The following is a 15,629-nucleotide window of genomic DNA, read 5'->3' as shown; positions in this document are numbered from 1 at the left end:
TCTGGAAAGCGTTGCTGGGTGCCTTGTGGTGGTCGTTTTGGGGCCTTCGCGAGCGTGCGACGATGCGCTGTCCGGTTTCCCATAAGGATTTTGGTCCGGAATGTCGAACACCTGAGCCATGTTGCAGTTGAACTCCAAAGCCTGTTTGTACGCGCCCGCCGCGACCGCCGTCTCTGCTCCCCGGATGAGCAATGACGAAAACCGCAATGCGGGGACAAACGGTCCGTCGACGTCGGTCATCACCAAGGTCAAGCCGAAGACCAAGCGTCCGAATCTCTATCGTGTCCTGATCCTGAACGACGATTACACGCCGATGGAGTTCGTGGTTCATGTGCTGGAGAAGTTCTTCCAGAAGGACGCGGAAGCGGCCACCAAGATCATGCTTCATGTTCATCACCACGGTATCGGTGAGTGCGGCGTGTTCACTTACGAAATCGCCGAGACCAAAGTGACGCAGGTGATGGATTTTGCACGCAAGCATCAGCATCCCCTGCAATGCGTGATGGAAAAGAAATAGCCGCTGCACCAGCCCCGACCGGCTAAAGGGCGACCGGCTAAAAGGAACGGGTCTTGCATTGTTCCGCCCTGGAGGAAGCAGGGCGGCAACCCAGTAGTTTTTCGGGTTGGTGCTCGTGTCGCGATGGTGCGAAAGTTTAGAGAAAAACCACTGTTCACGGGACCTGTCTTTCGCCACGATCGTGCGTAACTATATGACACGGGACGACGAAGGTTGTTGTTGCCTGACCGGGTAATGGCGATCATGATGACCGGGGGCCACAGAGGACGCGAATGCCAACTTTTTCCCAAAGCCTTGAACAATCCCTGCATCGTGCGCTGGCGATTGCAAACGAGCGGCATCATCAATACGCGACGCTCGAACACCTGCTGTTGTCGCTGATCGATGACTCGGATGCTGCCGCGGTCATGCGTGCCTGCAGCGTCGATCTCGACAAGCTGCGCACCAGCCTCGTCAATTATCTCGAGACCGAATTCGAAAATCTGGTGACGGACGGAGCCGACGACGCCAAGCCGACCGCCGGTTTCCAGCGCGTGATCCAGCGCGCGGTGATTCATGTCCAGTCGTCCGGTCGCGAAGAAGTGACCGGCGCCAACGTGCTGATCGCGATCTTCGCGGAGCGCGAAAGCCACGCCGCCTATTTCCTGCAGGAGCAGGACATGACGCGGTACGACGCGGTTAATTACATCAGCCATGGCATTGCCAAGCGTCCCGGCGTTTCCGAGGCGCGGCCGGTTCGCGGCGTCGACGAGGAGACCGAGACCAAGGGCAACGAGGACGCCAAGAAAAAGGGCGAGGCGCTCGATACCTACTGCGTCAACCTCAACAAGAAGGCGCGCGACGGCAAGATCGATCCCGTCATCGGACGCAACTCCGAAATCAACCGGGCGATCCAGGTGCTGTGCCGCCGGCAGAAGAACAACCCGCTGTTCGTCGGCGAAGCCGGCGTCGGCAAGACCGCGATCGCCGAAGGCCTTGCCAAGCGCATCGTCGACTCGGAAGTGCCGGAAGTGCTGGCCGCGGCGACCGTGTTCTCGCTCGACATGGGCACGTTGCTCGCGGGCACGCGCTACCGCGGCGATTTTGAAGAGCGGCTCAAACAGGTTTTGAAGGAACTGGAAGCGCATCCGAACGCGATTCTGTTCATCGACGAGATCCACACCGTGATCGGCGCCGGCGCCACCTCCGGCGGCGCGATGGATGCGTCCAACCTGCTCAAGCCGGCGCTGGCATCGGGCACGATCCGCTGCATGGGCTCGACCACCTACAAGGAATACCGCCAGCATTTCGAAAAGGATCGCGCGCTGGTGCGAAGGTTCCAGAAGATCGACGTTAACGAACCGACGGTGGAAGACGCCATCGCGATCCTCAAGGGCCTGAAGCCCTATTTCGAGGATTACCATCGGCTGAAATACACCAACGAGGCGATTGAGGCCGCGGTGCAATTGTCGTCGCGCTATATCCACGACCGCAAGCTGCCGGACAAGGCGATCGACGTGATCGACGAGTCGGGCGCGGCGCAGATGCTGGTGGCCGAGAACAAGCGCAAGAAGACCATCGGCATCAAGGAGATCGAGACCACGATCGCGACCATGGCGCGGATTCCGCCCAAGAGCGTATCGAAGGACGATGCCGAGGTGCTCAAGCATCTCGAGCAGACCCTGAAGCGCGTGGTGTTCGGCCAGGACAAGGCGATCGACGCGCTGTCGGCGTCGATCAAGCTGGCGCGTGCCGGCCTGCGCGAGCCGGAAAAGCCGATCGGCTCCTATTTGTTCTCCGGTCCGACCGGCGTCGGCAAGACCGAAGTGGCAAAGCAGCTCGCGGCGTCGCTCGGTGTCGAGCTCATCCGCTTCGACATGTCCGAATATATGGAGCGGCACACGGTGTCGCGCCTGATCGGCGCGCCTCCGGGCTATGTCGGCTTCGACCAGGGCGGCCTCTTGACCGACGGCGTGGACCAGCATCCGCATTGCGTGGTGCTGCTCGACGAAATCGAGAAGGCGCATCCGGATCTCTACAACGTGCTGCTGCAGATCATGGATCATGGCCGGCTAACCGATCACAACGGCAAGCAGGTCAATTTCCGCAACGTGATCCTGATCATGACCACCAATGCGGGTGCGGCCGACCTCGCGCGCCAGGCCTTCGGCTTCACGCGCAGCAAGCGGGAAGGCGACGACCACGAAGCGATCAACCGGCAGTTCGCGCCGGAATTCCGCAACCGCCTCGATGCCATCGTCTCGTTCGCCCATCTCAATGCCGACGTCATCGGCATGGTGGTCGAGAAGTTCGTGCTCCAGCTCGAGGCCCAGCTGGCCGATCGCGACGTCACCATCGAATTGTCGGAGCCCGCCAAGGCCTGGCTGATCGAACATGGTTACGACGAGCAGATGGGCGCGCGTCCGATGGCGCGCGTCATCCAGGAGCACATCAAGAAGCCGCTCGCCGATGAAGTGCTGTTCGGCCGGCTCAAGGGTGGCGGCCATGTCCGCGTCGTCCTGATCAAGGACGAGGCGGAAGACAAGGACAAGATCGGTTTCGAGTTCGTCGAAGGGCCGGTTACGCCGAAGCCGGAGAAGCTGCCCGGGGCGCGCAAGCGCGCCACGCCGCGGAAGCCGAAATCGGGTCCCAATGGCGGGGGCGGCTCCAATGGGCCGGCCTCGCGGGGGCCGCTGGTCAAGGTCTGAGCGGCCAGGATTTTAAGCATCAACGAAGCCGGCGCGTCGCAAGACCGCCGGCTTTGTGCTGGGCGGTTGCCGGTTCAATTTGCGGTCGTTAACCGCTCGTTAGCATTGGGACGAAGTCGGTGTCCGTACGAACGCGGTTGGAACCATCAGGTTAAACCAGTTTAGACCATGCGCCCGTTTAATCGGGCCAGGCAAACTGGAAAACGCTGTCATGCCCGAACAGAAACCGATGCCGCGCGGCCGGACGTTCCTGGCCGGCAAGGTGATCTCGAACTACGGTCAATCCACCATCGACTGCACCGTGCGCCGGATATCCGATACCGGCGCGGTCATCGAGGTGGAGAGCGTGCTCGGCGTCCCCGAACATTTCCATCTGATGATTCCGGGTGAGGGCGATCCGCTGCCGTGCAAGCGGTCGTGGCAGTCGGAGAAGCAGATCGGTCTGGTGTTCGAGACCGTGGAAGACGTCAAGGCGGAAGGCGCGCAGGCCGGTCCCGATGAAGCGAAGGGCGCCGATCAGATCATGCGCAGCCAGATGCTGGCATTGCGCGCGGCGCTCGACGTGGTCGATGTCGGCGTTCTGTTGCTCGACGCCAACCTGAAATCCCAATTCATCAACCGTGCTTTCCGCCGCATGTGGGCCTTGCCGGATGCGGTCGCCGACCGCAATCCGGCTTTCGTGGCGCTGATGTATCATGGCCGCGACACCAGGGCGTATGAGGTCGCGCCCGCCGAGATCGACGCTTACGTCGCCAACCGCGTTCGCCTGGTCAGGGAAGGCGACACCACGCCGCTCGATCTGCGCCGCACCAATGGTGACGTGGTCCGGATGCAATGCGCCAATCTGCCGAATGGCGGGCGGATGATCAGCTACACCTACGTGACCGACATTGTTCGCCATATGGACGAACTGGAAGTCTTGCGCGGCGCACTCGACAATTTATCGGAAGGCGTCGTCCTGCTCGATGGCGAACTCAATGCGCAGTTCCTCAATCGCAAGATGCGGCAGTACTGGGGCGTCAGCGATGAACAGGCCGCCAGCCGTCCGTCCTATGCGTCGCTGATCGCGAGTTCTCCGCATACCAGCAAGCGCGGCATGACGCCGGATGAGCTGAACGCCTTCTACGCCGGCCGGGTCGCCGCCGTCCGGGACGGCAGCGAGCCGCTGCGGGACTTGCAGACCACCGATGGCCGTCACATCCGGGCGCACTGTTCGGTTCAGAAGAACGGCGGACGGATGCTGACTTACTGCGATGTTACCGATCTCGTCCGCACCGCCCGGCAGATGGAGGAGCTGGCGACGACGGATTCGATGACCGGCCTCGCCAACCGCCGGCACTTCCTCGCGCTCGCCGCGGCGGAGTGGAGCCGGTTTCAGCGCTACTACCGGCCGCTCTCCGTGCTGATGATCGACGTCGATCACTTCAAGTCGGTGAACGACCGCTACGGCCACGCGGTCGGCGATGACGCGCTGATCGCGGTCGCCAATGCCTGCCTGGAGGGCAAGCGTTCGTCCGACATCGTCGGCCGGATCGGGGGCGAGGAGTTCGCGATGCTGCTGCCCGAGACCGATCTCTATCAGGCGCGGATCGTGGCGGACCGGATCTGCAGGGCCGTCGCCGCCGGCACGCTGCGGGCCGGCGAGGTTCATTTCAAGGTCACGGCCAGTATCGGCTTTGCGGCCGCGACCGTGAGCATGCCGGGATTTGAAGCCTTGCTGAATGCGGCCGATCAGGCGCTGTACCAGGCCAAGGAGCAGGGGCGCAATCGTGTGGTCGGATGGTTGCCGCCGCCGGCGGCGAAGCTCGCGGCTGAGTAGAGCGTTTTCCAGCGCAGTGGATACCGGTTCGCGTCAAGAAAACGCGTCAAATAACGAATCCAGAACTCCCGTTCCGATTGAATCGGGACCGAAAGGCTGTGGTCAGCGTTCGCCGAGCAGCTCGTTGATGCGGCGCTGAAGCTGCCGCTTCTTGATTTCGCTCTTGCGCAGCCGCTCCTCCAGATCGGAAACCGGCGCGGCCGGAGGTTCGCCGCTGAAGGCGAGGCCGACGAAATTATCGCGCCACCACACCACCTTGGCGAGGAAGGAGCGGCCTTTCCGTGCGATGCGAAGCGAGATCTGTTCCTTCGGAAGGTCCATGGTATTGCTGAATTCGACGCTGGCGCCCTTGTCGGAGATGTTGCGAACGATGCATTCACGGCTCGCGCCGTTCTCGCCGATTTCCGCGACGCCGCCGTAAATCACCTTGTCGCGCGCGTTCTCGCGTCGGTCCTGCATCGACATCTCCCAATTAAAGGGAGACTTTTACGCCGCTTTATCGGCCGCGAAAGGCTTTGGCCGCCAAAAAGCGCCGTTAACGTAAACCAACATCGGCGCGATGGCGGGGATTCAGGGCTTTCGGAGACCAAAACATGGTTACGCCGAGCTCTGGAACCGACCCCTCGGGGCCGGTATTAAGTACCTTCGATGGAAATCGGACGGCAATGCGAACAGGTCATGGTCTCCGCGCCGGGTTGAGCTTGCTGGCGATGCTGGCGTCGTTTGCGCAGGCTATCGCCCAAGACGCGCCATCCGCGCCATCCGTTCCGACCGATGCCGCGCGGCCGGGCGTCGAGGAACCTGCGAAACAGCCAGACACGCCACCTCCAGACGCGCCACCTCCTGAGAAGCCCAAGGAGGCCGCGCGCGAGAGCGATACGCGCGAGGCGCTGTGCCTGATGGTGGAATCGGCGGCGAGGGCGGCAAACCTGCCGCTGGAATTCTTCGCGCGCGTGATCTGGCAGGAGAGCCGCTTTCAATCCGATGCGGTGGGACCGATGACCAGGAGCGGCCAGCGCGCGCAGGGCATCGCGCAATTCATGCCGGGAACCGCGAACGAGCGACGGCTGCTCGATCCCTTCGATCCCGTGCAGGCATTGCCGAAATCCGCCGAGTTCCTCAGCGAGTTGCGCGACCTGTTCGGCAATCTCGGCTTAGCTGCGGCGGCCTATAATGCCGGCCCGAGGCGGGTGCAGGAATGGCTCGCCGGCACGGGATACATGCCCCAGGAAACCCGCAACTACGTCGTCGCCATCACCGGCTCAACGGTCGAGGAGTGGGCGACCGCGGGACGGAACGGCAAGATGCCGGAAGCCGCACCAGCCTCCAGTTGCCGCGAACTGATGGCCTTGCTCAAGCGGGCGCCCAATCTCTTCGTCACGGGCCTCGAACAGCGAATCACGCTCTCTGCCGCGAAATTGTGGGGCGTGCAGCTCGCCGCCGGCTTCAACCGCGACAAGGCGCTGGCCATGTATGCGCGCGCGATGAAGCGGCTGAGTGCTGTGATCGGCGACCAGGACCCGAGCCTGCTCAGTTCGGTGATGCGCAGCCGCGGTACAAGGGCCTTCTACCAGGTGCGGATCGGCGCCGACACGCGGCCGGCCGCGGATGATCTCTGCAACCGCATCCGCCGAGCCGGCGGGGCGTGCTTTGTGCTGCGAAACAGGGGCGTGCCGGGGTGACTCATGAGCAAAGACGGTTTCGACGTGTTCTCGATAGCCCATCGCGAGACCGCGCGCTCAGCGCTCGCTACCGCTTTTGGCTCCGCTCCGGTCGGCGCGATCACGGCGATGACAGGTGGGGCGACGACGGCATCGGTCTATTGTGTCGAAGTAGGCCAACGGCGCTATTTGTTGCGGATCGAGGGCGAGCCAAGCCCGCTGCGCAATCCGCACCAATATGTCTCGATGCGCATCGCGACGGAGGCGGGAATTGCCCCTGCCATCCGCTATCTCGACGAGGCGGCTCGTATCGTGGTGATCGACTTCATCGAGCACCAACCGCTGAAAACCTATCCGGGCGGGCCGCCCGCACTGGTGCAGGCGCTGGGAGAGCTGTTCTCGCGGCTGCAGGCCACCTCGATCTTTCCCTATTACGTCAACTATGGCGACATCGTCGCGCGCCTGTTTGCGCATGTGCGGGGGACCGGCCTGTTTGCCGCCGGCATGCTTGATGCGCATGTGGAGCGTCTCGAACTGCTCCGGGAAGCCTACGACGCAGGCGCGTCCAGGCTGGTCTCCAGCCACAACGATCCCACCCCGAACAACATCCTGTTCGATGGCGAACGGCTCTGGCTGATCGATTGGGAGTCAGCCTGCTGCAACGATCCCCTCGTCGATGCGGCGATCGTGCTCAATCAGTTCGCGCGTTCTCGGGAATTGGAGGATGTGCTCCTGAAGGCCTGGTTCGGCCGCGCGCCTGACGAGGCGCTTCGTGCCCGGCTGGCGTCGGTCCGCGCGCTCACCTGCCTTTTTTATGCGGGCGTCATGTTCAGCGCGTCTGCAGCGGCGTCTTGGGCGAAGGAGGACACCGATCTTTCAGCCCCAACTCCCGAGCAGTTCCGCCTTGCGATCGACGAAGGTCGGCTCATACGCGGTGCAGCCGAGTCCCGGCACATTCTCGGCAAGATGTACCTGGCGTCATTCCTGTCTGGTGTTGCTGCGCCGAAGCTCGAAGCCGCCGTCTAGCAGCGGCTAAAATTCACTGGGCGAATGGCGACTATACGATCGATCGATTGGACGAATAGACCCCGTCTCGGGCATGTCAGTTGTACCCCGCAACGGAGAATGCAAAATGGGAACCATCGAGAACAAGGACACTATCCGGCGCATCTATCAAGCGCTGGAGACCGGCGATCGCAGCGTGTTCGGCGCGTCCGTGCACCCCGACTATGTCTGGCGCTTTCCGGGCCACAGCAGCTGGTCGAAACGCTTTTGTGGTCAGGAAGAGGTTCGCACCAAGCTGCTGAAACCGCTGTTTGCGCTGTTCGCGACCGAGTATCGGGCGCAGGCCATCAATCTGGTCGCCGAGGGCGATTACGTCGTGGCCGAAGTGCGCGGCGACGTCCAGACCAAGCGCGGCCAGCGCTACAACAACGAATACTGCTTCGTGTTCAAATTTCGCGGCGACAAGATCGCGGAGGTAGTCGAATATTGCGATACCGATCTGGAGGAGCGCGTGCTGGGCAATTACGATGACGCCGTCAGGCAGATGGCGGCGTCGTAGAAGCCGGGGCCGTGAAACGGGTAGCCTCCCACTTTCGTCATTGCCTGCAACAAACGCAAAGCGTTTGTGCAAGGGAGCGCAGCGACGCAGCAATCCACCTACCGTTATGCCGCGCTATGGATTGCTTCGCGGAGCCTGTCATCGGGCGCGCATTCGCGCGACCCGTTGGCTCGCAATGACGGTGGGGCGCTGTCTGCGTCAGCCCATGCATGCCAGCCCTGAGGCGGCCTCGCTTGACGCCGCCTTGTTTCACCGCCGTTATGCCCGACAGGATTCACCCCCGGCCGGTTATACGTGGCGCTCCCTCCGCTCGACTCTGTGACATGGCAAAGCCCGTTGCGCGCCTTCGCATTGGGTATGCGCTCAGTTGCAACGACGGTTTTGACGCTGGTGCTGTTTGCGACCTATGTCGGCATCGGTGCGCTGGCGCATGACAGCCATTTCAGCCTGGGGTGGGTGCTCGGCAGCACGGTTCTGGTCTGGGCGGGCCCGGCGCAGATCATCCTGATTACGACGCTGGGCTCCGGGGCAACGGTGGTGCAGGCCGCGATTGCCGTCGCCGTCAGCGCCATCAGGCTGTTTCCGATGGTGGTGTCGGTGCTGCCGACCATGCGGACATCAGGCACGAAGCGTCGTCATCTCGTGCTCGCGGCGCATTTCATTGCCGTCACGCTGTGGGTCGAGTGCCACCGGCTGTTGCCGCTGGTGCCTCGCGAGCGGCGCATCGCGTTCACGCACGGGCTCGGCTGCGGACTTCTTTCGGTCTGTCTGGTCGCGACCACGGTCGGGTACGGCCTGGCTGCCAACCTGCCGCAGCTGTTTGCGGCCGCGATCCTGATGCTGACGCCGCTGGCGTTCCTGCTTTCCACCGCGCGCAACTGCCGGCAGATTTCTGACGTGCTGGCGCTGGTGCTTGGGCTTGCGCTGTATCCGCTCGTCGCGACGCTGCAGACCGGCGTCGACATCCTGATCAGCGGCATCACGGCGGGCACTATCGCTTACGGCGCGCACTGGTGGCGGGTGCGCGTATGAGCGATTGGCTCGCAAACTTTCTGGGTGACCCCCACGCGCTGCTGGTGCTTGTCATCGCGGGTTTCCTGCCCAACGAGGTCTGGCGCATGCTCGGGCTCTGGCTCGGCGGCGGCGTCGACGAAGGATCGGAAGTACTGGTCTGGGTGAGGGCGGTGGCGACCGCGATCCTCGCCGGCGTCATCGCGCAGATCCTGGTGCAGCCGCCGGGAGCGCTCGCAAGCGTGCCGGACTGGCTGCGCTACGGCGCGGTCGCCGCGGGCTTTGCGGTGTTCATGCTGACCCGGCGCTCGATCTTTGCCGGCGTCGTTTCGGGCGAGGTCGCACTGGTGGCGGGAAAATGGTGGCTCGGTTGATTGCAGCCGCCGCATAATCCGGTAGTGTCCCTTCAACTCAGAAACGGCAAGGGGAACGGCATGAATTGGCGCGCAGTGGCGGCTCTGGCCTTTGGTTTGGTTGCAGGCGCGCCGCAAGGACAGGCGGCCGAATATCCCACGCGACCGATCAAGCTGATCGTGCCGTATGCGGCGGGCGGTCCGACCGACGTGCTCGGCCGCATGGTCGGCGAATATCTCAGCCGCGACCTCAAGCAGCCGGTGGTGATCGAGAACAAGGCTGGCGCGCAGGGCGCGATCGGTGCCGAGGCCGCGGCGCGGGCCGAGCCTGACGGTTATACGCTGTTCTTCACGGCGGCATCGATCTTCGTGCTCAACCCGATGCTGTACAAGAAGCTGCCCTATGATCCGCAGCGGGACTTCCGGATGCTGGCGCTGATCACCGATCTGCCGGTGGTGATGGAGGTGCATCCTTCGGTGCCCGCCAAGACGGTCGCGGAGTTCGTGGCTTACGCGAAACAAAACCCCGGCAAGCTCAATTTTGGATCGGCCGGCACCGGCGGCACCATTCATCTCGCCGGCGAGATGTTCAAGCAGATGGCCGGCGTCGACATGGTTCATGTCGCCTACAAGGGCGCGGGCCCTGCGTTGACCGACCTGATATCGGGCAATATCCAGCTGATGTTCGACACGCTCGGCACCGCGCTGCCGCCGGTGAAGGGCGGGTTGCTGCGCGCGCTCGCGGTGAGTTCCGCACAACGTATCGCAGATTTGCCCGATGTGCCGACCATGGCCGAAAGCGGCTATCCCGACTACGGCGTCAGCGTCTGGTACGGCGTTTCCGCGTCGTCAAAACTGCCTGACGATATCGCGCGAAAAATCACCGCAAGCCTCGACAAGGCGCTGGCCGATGATACCTTCCGCGCCGCGCTGGAGAAGGTCGGCTTTCCGCCGCTGCGGCCGCGCAGCCAGGCCGAGATCGACCAGTTCATCGCAACCGACCGCGCGCGCTGGGCGGGCGTGATCAAGGCGCTCAACATCTCGCTGGACTAGCGTTTTCGAGCGAAGTGGGTAAACGCGTCAAACGCAAGAGTATTAAGATATGGTTCGGGAAAGCGAAGTCCGCGAAGGCGAAATCACCGTCGACATGCCGCGCGGCCAGGGATGCTGGTCTGGTGTTCATCGGGCGCATCCGCACGCCCTGGAAGTCGCGGCTGGAAAGCCCGCGGCAGGGCCGTCATGACGGTCCGGTGTGCCGGCTGGAGATTTTCGAGCCCTGGGTGCCCGCGCTCAAGGGCGTCGATTTCTACTCCAACCTCGAAGTGCTCTATTGGCTGCACCAGTCGCGCCGCGACTTCGTGCTGCAAAGCCCGAAAAACAACGGCAATACGCGCGGGACGTTCTCGCTGCGCTCGCCGGTGCGGCCCAATCCGATCGGCACGTCCATCGTCAAGCTGGTCGGCGTCGAAGGCAACGTCGTGCTGGTGCGCGGCCTCGACTGCCTCGACGAGACCCCGCTGATCGATCTCAAGCCGGATCGCTGCGAGTTCACCCCGCTGGCGCCGCCGCAGCCGGGCGATTTCGAGACGGAGTAGCTGGTTTCACCGTCATTTATTGCGAGCGCAGCGAAGCAATCCATTGTCACCTCGCATGCCGAAGGATGGATTGCTTCGCGGAGCCTGTCATCGGGCGCGCATTCGCGCGACCCGGTGGCTCGCAATGACGAAGCTGAGACGTTCGCTACCCCTTCAACGCCGCGATCAGCTTGGTCGCGTTGTCTTCCAGCACCTTGACGTCTTCCTTGCGGCTCGCCGGCGGCAGCATGGCGACGCCCTCGTGGCGGGGCAGCACGTGCATGTGGAGGTGGAAGACGACCTGTCCGCCGGCGGGCTCGTTGAACTGCTGGATGGTGATGCCGTCGGCCTTGAAGGCCTTCATCGCGGCGGCGGCGATCTTGTGGGCGCCGCGGGCGACATGGGCGTAGTCGTCGGGCGTGATGTCGAGGATGTTGCGGGCAGGGGCCTTCGGCACCACCAGCGTGTGGCCGGGCGAACGCGGCATGATGTCGAGGAAGGCGAACACATGCTCGTCCTCATAGACCTTGTGGCAGGGAAACTCGCCGCGCAGGATCTTTGCGAAGATGTTGTTGGTGTCATAGGTGGCGGACATGGCGGCTCCCTCGGTTTCGTCTCATTCTCAGGTCGGTATTATCAAGGTCAAGCCTCGTCGTCGGCGCCCTTGCGGAACGGCCCGGCCTCGGTGAGTTCCCGCCCGACCTCGGCGACGTAAGCGCGTTCGCGCTTCAAATAGTCTGATATCGCCCGGCGCAAATCGGGATCGGCGATGTAATGCGCCGAATAGGTCGTCTGCGGCAGATATCCGCGCGCCAGCTTGTGCTCGCCTTGCGCGCCGGCTTCCACCGTTTTCAGGCCGCGCTCGATCGCAAAGTCGATGGCCTGATAATAGCAGACCTCGAAATGCAGGAACGGATGATGCTCGACCGCGCCCCAATTGCGGCCGAACAGGGTGTCCCCGCCGATAAAATTGATCGCGCCGGCGATCCAGCGGCCGCCCCGCCGCGCCATCACCAGCATCACGTCCCGGCTCATGCTCTCGCCGATCAGCGAGAAGAATTTTCGCGTAAGGTAAGGCCGGCCCCATTTGCGCGAGCCGGTCTCCATGTAGAACGCAAAGAAGGCGTCCCAGGCTTCCTCGGTGATGTCAGCGCCGGTCAAGCGGTGGACGGTGATCCCGGCGGACACGGCCTCGCGCCGCTCGCGCTTGATCGCCTTGCGGTGACGGGAATTCAGCGATCCCAGGAAATCGTCAAAGGTCTTGTAGCCGTCATTGTGCCAGTGGAACTGCTGGTCGGTGCGCTGCAGGAATCCCTGGGCGCCGAGAAACTTCGCTTCCGCCTCGCGAGCAAACGTCACGTGCACGGAAGAGGCGTTGGTGGCGTTGCACAGCGCCATCAGCCCGCTGGCCAGCGCCGTCCCGATCCGCTCGTGGTCAACGTCGCCGCGGATCAGCAGGCGCGGTCCGGTGGCGGGCGTAAACGGCACGGAGGCCTGCAGCTTTGGATAATAGCGGCCACCGGCGCGCTCATAGGCGTCGGCCCAACCGCGGTCGAAGACGTATTCACCTTGCGAGTGCGATTTCAGATAGCAGGGAACGATGCCGGCGATCTTGCCATCGAGCCGGGCGAGCAGATGCCGCGGACCCCACCCCGTGCGGGCGCAAGCCGAGCCGGAGGCCTCGGCGGCGGCAAAAAAGGCGTGCGAAACGAAAGGGTTATAGGCAGGTTTTGAGTCGGCGCACGAATCACCTGACGCGTCGGGTGAAGCCAGCGTGTCGAGGTTTTCGAGGCTGTTCGGATCGCCTTTCGGATTGGCGCAGGCGTCCCATTCCGCAGCCGGGATATCGCTGGCGGAGGGGACGGCTTCGAGGGTGATTTCGGATGACGCCATCGAGAATTCGCAGCCGGTCCCTTGCGATCAGCCATCGCGATGGTGACCAAGTCAGGCAAAGATCAAGTCAGGCAAAGATGTTGCATTGCGACCGTGACTTCAAGGCCATGTAATGCGGATCAGGTTCCCGGCGGGAAACCTCGAGCCCAAGACGTCAGGGAACAAACCCCTCAAAGATCATCTGGTCGGCATATCGGGCGGCGCTGGCGCGCTGGTCCGGCGTGCGCACGGTCCAGGTCAGCAGCGGCAGGCCGAAAATGTTGCGGGCGATCCAGGGCGCGGCCGCCGGCAGTTCATTGACCCAATAGGCGACGAAATGCGGCCGGGTGCGGAAGGCGTGCCGCAGATGCGTCATACCCCGGCGCTGCGCCACTGAGGCTTCCGGCCATTCGTCCTCGGTATATTCGCGCTCGGCCACGATGCCGCGGGGAAGCGAGGGGATCAGCTCGCGCAGCGCCAGCACCTGGTCCGGGTCGAACGACATGCCGACCGCGGGTCCGGAATAGGTGGCGAGGACCTCGGCCATCCGCGTGACCAGTTTGCGGTCGCCATCGAAATGGCTTTTGACCTCGATTACCAGCGGCACGCGGCCGGCGACGAGGCTGCAGAGATCGCCGAGCGTCATCATCCGCTCCGGCGTGTTCTTGAATTTGACCGCTTTCAGTTCGGCGGCGGTCTTGCCGCGCAATGCGCCAGAGCCTTCGGTGAGGCGGCCGAGCGCATTGTCGTGATGCACCATCGCCTCGCCATCGGCGGAAAGCTGGATATCGACCTCGATCGAGAAATTACCCGCGATCGCCGCCTGCACCGCGCCCGGCATGTTCTCAAGGATGCCGCGCGCAGCGTCATGGAGGCCGCGATGGGCGACCGGCCGTGCCGTCAACCAATCAGGCGCTCGCATCGCGCGTTACTTTCAGGAGACCTCGAACACGCCGTCGACTTCGACCGCCGCATCGGAGGGAAGGGAAGAGACGCCGACGGTGGTGCGGGCATGGCGGCCCTTGTCGCCGAAGGCCGTGACCATCAGGTCGGACGCGCCGTTCAGCACTTTCGGTCCGTCGAAATAATCCGGCGCCGAATTGACGAAGCCGCCAAGCCGGACCACGCGCACCACCTTGTCGAGATCGCCGAGCGCAGCCTTGATCTGCGCCAGCAGATTGACCGCGCAACCCTGTGCGGCGGCATAGCCCTGTTCGGTGGTGACGCCGGCGCCGAGCTTGCCCTTGGCGATCAGCTTGCCTTCGGCATCGGCGCACACCTGGCCGGAGACGAACAGCAGGTTTCCGGTGCGGACGAAGCCGACATAGTTCGCCATGGCGGCGCGGGGCTCGGGCAAGGTGATACCTTGTGCCGCCAGCTTCTGTTCGACCGTACCCGCCATGTTTCGTCCCCGTTTGAATTGACCACACCTGAACCTTTTCAGGTCCGCTTTGTTTCGCGCATCACGTTCCAGGTTGCAAGCGAGGGCGGATTGGAGTCGGACCCACGCAAGCGGCGGCAATTCCGAGAAACAGGCCGGAAAACGTGGCATTCCGGCGTCAAATTCCTGCGATTTCGTGACGCCGCCCTAGTTGCGACGCAATAGAGCCGACAGTAGTGTATCGAATCTTCCGCTTCACAAGGAGAACACATGGCTCGACCGTTCCGGATTCCGCCTCGTGCTTGGGTGCTGACAATCGCAGCCGTTGCAACAGGATCGGTTTTCCAGGCCGGGCCAGCGCTGTCAGCCGCAAGCGGGCCATTCCTTGCCCATCAGGCGCTCTACGAACTCAACCTGGTCAAGTCGCGCGGCTCCAACGCCATCAACGGAGCGCGCGGGCGCATCCTCTACAATTTCTCCGGCAGCGCCTGCGAGGGCTACACGTCCGAGTTCAGGCAGGTGTCGGAGCTCGACAGCGGCGAGGGCAAGCTGACGCTCAGCGATCTGCGCTCGACCTCCTGGGAGGATGCGGCAGGCAAGAGCTACCGCTTCAAGATCGACACGCGGATGAACGATACGGAATCCGCGCCGGTAGACGGCGTCGCCGAGCGGACCGGCGATCACATCACGGTCAAGCTGAAGCAGCCGGTGGCGAAGACGTTCAACCTCGAAGGCAAGATCGTGTTCCCGACCGAGCAGATCCAGCTCATCATTGCGGCTGCCCGCGAAGGCAAGTCGGTGCTGGAGCTGATGGTCTATGACGGCTCTGATAATGGCGAGAAGGTCTACAACACGCTGTCGGTGATCGGGCAGCCGATTCCCGGCACCAAGACCATCGCTTCCCCCGATCCCTCCACCGCGAACGACCAGATGAAATCACTGACGCGCTGGCCGGTCACGGTGAGCTATTACGACCGCGACGCCAAGGCCAAGGATGGCGAGCAGACGCCTGTCTATGCGATGTCGTTCGAGCTGTTCGAGAACGGCGTCTCCCGCGCGCTGATGCTGGACTACAATGACTTTGTCATTTCAGGCGCGATGGGCAAATTCGACGTCAGGGATTCCAAGCCTTGTAAGTGACGGGGCGGGCGTCGCTCAGTACTGAATTCCGTCATGCCCGGGCTTGTCCC

General features: G+C 63.2%; 15 protein-coding genes and 1 pseudogene. 11 read left to right on the top strand and 5 right to left on the bottom strand.

All coding sequences use genetic code 11. The features are described 5' to 3' along the window. Positions 1-184: 184 nt before the first annotated feature. The 3 genes from clpS (at position 185) to ABIE49_RS04355 (ending at position 5,023) form a co-directional block, all read left to right on the top strand. Positions 185-517 carry an ATP-dependent Clp protease adapter ClpS gene (gene clpS, locus ABIE49_RS04365; RefSeq protein WP_192733729.1) on the top strand — a complete coding sequence of 111 codons (333 nt, stop codon included), beginning with the start codon at positions 185-187 and terminating at the stop codon, positions 515-517. Between the two features lie 272 nt (positions 518-789). After that, complete coding sequence (clpA, locus tag ABIE49_RS04360) at positions 790-3,204, top strand: ATP-dependent Clp protease ATP-binding subunit ClpA (RefSeq protein WP_192733728.1); 2,415 nt, start codon at positions 790-792, stop codon at positions 3,202-3,204. A gap of 211 nt (positions 3,205-3,415) precedes the next feature. After that, complete coding sequence (locus ABIE49_RS04355; RefSeq protein WP_354066586.1) at positions 3,416-5,023, top strand: sensor domain-containing diguanylate cyclase; 1,608 nt, start codon at positions 3,416-3,418, stop codon at positions 5,021-5,023. Between the two features lie 102 nt (positions 5,024-5,125). Here ABIE49_RS04355 and ABIE49_RS04350 read toward each other — a convergent pair whose 3' ends face one another. Next, a complete protein-coding gene (locus tag ABIE49_RS04350) occupies positions 5,126-5,482 on the bottom strand; it encodes a PilZ domain-containing protein (RefSeq protein WP_192733727.1) in 357 nt (118 codons plus the stop codon). 206 nt (positions 5,483-5,688) lie between these two features. On the opposite strand from ABIE49_RS04350, the gene ABIE49_RS04345 reads away from it, so the two are divergent. The 7 genes and pseudogenes from ABIE49_RS04345 to tsaA all read left to right on the top strand — a co-directional run bounded on the left by ABIE49_RS04345 (position 5,689) and on the right by tsaA (position 11,207). Next, entirely contained in the window at positions 5,689-6,705 is a 1,017-nt protein-coding gene (locus ABIE49_RS04345; RefSeq protein ID WP_192733726.1) for a transglycosylase SLT domain-containing protein, read from the top strand. Between the two features lie 3 nt (positions 6,706-6,708). Then, the gene (locus ABIE49_RS04340) at positions 6,709-7,710 is read left to right on the top strand and encodes a phosphotransferase (RefSeq protein ID WP_192733725.1); all 1,002 of its coding nucleotides are present in this window, start codon (positions 6,709-6,711) and stop codon (positions 7,708-7,710) included. Between the two features lie 106 nt (positions 7,711-7,816). Next, positions 7,817-8,248 (top strand): nuclear transport factor 2 family protein, encoded by a 432-nt coding sequence (locus tag ABIE49_RS04335; RefSeq protein WP_192733724.1) that lies wholly within the window; start codon positions 7,817-7,819, stop codon positions 8,246-8,248. Between the two features lie 294 nt (positions 8,249-8,542). Next, positions 8,543-9,280, top strand: a complete 738-nt coding sequence (locus ABIE49_RS04330) for an AzlC family ABC transporter permease (protein ID WP_192733723.1) — start codon at positions 8,543-8,545, stop codon at positions 9,278-9,280. Next, a complete protein-coding gene (locus tag ABIE49_RS04325; RefSeq protein WP_192733722.1) occupies positions 9,277-9,633 on the top strand; it encodes an AzlD domain-containing protein in 357 nt (118 codons plus the stop codon). Before ABIE49_RS04330 ends, ABIE49_RS04325 begins: the two co-directional genes overlap by 4 nt. A 60-nt stretch (positions 9,634-9,693) precedes the next feature. Beyond that, the gene (locus ABIE49_RS04320) at positions 9,694-10,665 is read left to right on the top strand and encodes a Bug family tripartite tricarboxylate transporter substrate binding protein (protein ID WP_192733721.1); all 972 of its coding nucleotides are present in this window, start codon (positions 9,694-9,696) and stop codon (positions 10,663-10,665) included. Between the two features lie 49 nt (positions 10,666-10,714). Continuing rightward, a pseudogene (gene tsaA / locus ABIE49_RS04315) lies at positions 10,715-11,207 on the top strand (tRNA (N6-threonylcarbamoyladenosine(37)-N6)-methyltransferase TrmO). A gap of 145 nt (positions 11,208-11,352) precedes the next feature. Here the strand turns inward: tsaA and ABIE49_RS04310 are convergent. The 4 genes from ABIE49_RS04310 to ABIE49_RS04295 all read right to left on the bottom strand — a co-directional run bounded on the left by ABIE49_RS04310 (position 11,353) and on the right by ABIE49_RS04295 (position 14,460). After that, on the bottom strand, positions 11,353-11,781 hold the full coding sequence (locus ABIE49_RS04310; protein WP_192733719.1) for an HIT family protein: 429 nt from the start codon (positions 11,779-11,781) through the stop codon (positions 11,353-11,355). A gap of 47 nt (positions 11,782-11,828) precedes the next feature. Next, positions 11,829-13,079 carry a GNAT family N-acetyltransferase gene (locus ABIE49_RS04305; RefSeq protein WP_192733718.1) on the bottom strand — a complete coding sequence of 417 codons (1,251 nt, stop codon included), beginning with the start codon at positions 13,077-13,079 and terminating at the stop codon, positions 11,829-11,831. Positions 13,080-13,233: 154 nt separating this feature from the next. Next, positions 13,234-13,980 (bottom strand): glycerophosphodiester phosphodiesterase, encoded by a 747-nt coding sequence (locus ABIE49_RS04300; RefSeq protein ID WP_192733717.1) that lies wholly within the window; start codon positions 13,978-13,980, stop codon positions 13,234-13,236. 12 nt (positions 13,981-13,992) lie between these two features. Further along, positions 13,993-14,460, bottom strand: a complete 468-nt coding sequence (locus ABIE49_RS04295) for a RidA family protein (protein WP_192733716.1) — start codon at positions 14,458-14,460, stop codon at positions 13,993-13,995. 249 nt (positions 14,461-14,709) lie between these two features. Between ABIE49_RS04295 and ABIE49_RS04290 the strand changes: the two genes are divergently transcribed. After that, positions 14,710-15,579, top strand: coding sequence for a cell envelope integrity EipB family protein (locus tag ABIE49_RS04290; protein WP_192733715.1), 870 nt, complete (start codon positions 14,710-14,712; stop codon positions 15,577-15,579). The last annotated feature ends 50 nt before the right edge of the window (positions 15,580-15,629 follow it).

This window comes from Bradyrhizobium sp. OAE829 (assembly GCF_040546575.1).
Classification (GTDB): domain Bacteria; phylum Pseudomonadota; class Alphaproteobacteria; order Rhizobiales; family Xanthobacteraceae; genus Bradyrhizobium.
Note: the sequence above shows the minus strand (reverse complement) of the source record. Positions and strands in the feature narration are given on the sequence as shown.

What these genes read in the sequence shown, in the direction of transcription:
- ABIE49_RS04345 (WP_192733726.1), top strand. Translation starts at nt 5,689, where the DNA reads ATGCGAACAGGTCATGGTCTCCGCGCCGGGTTGAGCTTGCTGGCGATG.
- ABIE49_RS04300 (WP_192733717.1), bottom strand. Translation starts at nt 13,980, where the DNA reads ATGCGAGCGCCTGATTGGTTGACGGCACGGCCGGTCGCCCATCGCGGC.
- clpS (WP_192733729.1), top strand. Translation starts at nt 185, where the DNA reads ATGAGCAATGACGAAAACCGCAATGCGGGGACAAACGGTCCGTCGACG.
- ABIE49_RS04295 (WP_192733716.1), bottom strand. Translation starts at nt 14,460, where the DNA reads ATGGCGGGTACGGTCGAACAGAAGCTGGCGGCACAAGGTATCACCTTG.
- ABIE49_RS04325 (WP_192733722.1), top strand. Translation starts at nt 9,277, where the DNA reads ATGAGCGATTGGCTCGCAAACTTTCTGGGTGACCCCCACGCGCTGCTG.
- ABIE49_RS04320 (WP_192733721.1), top strand. Translation starts at nt 9,694, where the DNA reads ATGAATTGGCGCGCAGTGGCGGCTCTGGCCTTTGGTTTGGTTGCAGGC.
- ABIE49_RS04305 (WP_192733718.1), bottom strand. Translation starts at nt 13,079, where the DNA reads ATGGCGTCATCCGAAATCACCCTCGAAGCCGTCCCCTCCGCCAGCGAT.
- ABIE49_RS04290 (WP_192733715.1), top strand. Translation starts at nt 14,710, where the DNA reads ATGGCTCGACCGTTCCGGATTCCGCCTCGTGCTTGGGTGCTGACAATC.
- clpA (WP_192733728.1), top strand. Translation starts at nt 790, where the DNA reads ATGCCAACTTTTTCCCAAAGCCTTGAACAATCCCTGCATCGTGCGCTG.
- ABIE49_RS04335 (WP_192733724.1), top strand. Translation starts at nt 7,817, where the DNA reads ATGGGAACCATCGAGAACAAGGACACTATCCGGCGCATCTATCAAGCG.
- ABIE49_RS04340 (WP_192733725.1), top strand. Translation starts at nt 6,709, where the DNA reads ATGAGCAAAGACGGTTTCGACGTGTTCTCGATAGCCCATCGCGAGACC.
- ABIE49_RS04355 (WP_354066586.1), top strand. Translation starts at nt 3,416, where the DNA reads ATGCCCGAACAGAAACCGATGCCGCGCGGCCGGACGTTCCTGGCCGGC.
- ABIE49_RS04310 (WP_192733719.1), bottom strand. Translation starts at nt 11,781, where the DNA reads ATGTCCGCCACCTATGACACCAACAACATCTTCGCAAAGATCCTGCGC.
- ABIE49_RS04350 (WP_192733727.1), bottom strand. Translation starts at nt 5,482, where the DNA reads ATGCAGGACCGACGCGAGAACGCGCGCGACAAGGTGATTTACGGCGGC.